At 47.6% G+C, this 628-nt stretch carries 1 protein-coding gene; it reads right to left on the bottom strand.

The genetic code is table 11. From position 1 onward, the window contains the following. On the bottom strand, window positions 1-628 hold a 628-nt coding region (locus KXG62_RS33895), incomplete at both ends, for an IS3 family transposase (protein ID WP_218096404.1).

The following is a 628-nucleotide window of genomic DNA, read 5'->3' as shown; positions in this document are numbered from 1 at the left end:
GATGATCGATTTAATGTAGGCCATCGGATAGTACTCGGTCTTGATCTTGTACAGCTTCTCTTTCTTGAGCGTAGCAAAGAAGCTTTCCATTCGTGCGTTATCATAACAACGCCCCGTGCCGCTCATGCTTTGAACGGCGTCACGTTTAGCCAGGCTCTCTCGGAAAGCGCGGCTTGTGAATTGACTGCCGCGATCGCTATGATAAATCATTCCGCGAGCACTTCTTGCCCTGCAGGCGTTCTCGAAAGCTTGGATACATAATTCCTTACGCATGTTGTCATCCATGGCGATGCCTACAATCTCTCCGTTGAAACAATCCAGTACGGCGGATAGATACAACTTGCCGTCTGAACAAGGAACCTCAGTGATATCTGATAGCCACTTTTGGTTGGGGGCTGAGGCACTGAAATCTCTCTTGATCAGGTTCTCGCTCTTTTGAGCTGCAGCATCCTCGCGTGTAATGCCATTTGGATGACGCTTCACTTTCTTCAGCAAGCCGTGCATCTTCATAATCCGACGGACGGTACTGTAGCTGGTCTTAATATCTATTTGTGACAGCGCCAGCAAAATACGCTGGACACCGTAATTATTGTTGTCTTCATGTTCCCCGATGATTTCTTTAATGTTG

The organism is Paenibacillus solanacearum (assembly GCF_910593845.1).
In the GTDB taxonomy this organism is placed as follows: domain Bacteria; phylum Bacillota; class Bacilli; order Paenibacillales; family NBRC-103111; genus Paenibacillus_G; species Paenibacillus_G solanacearum.
Note: the sequence above shows the minus strand (reverse complement) of the source record. Positions and strands in the feature narration are given on the sequence as shown.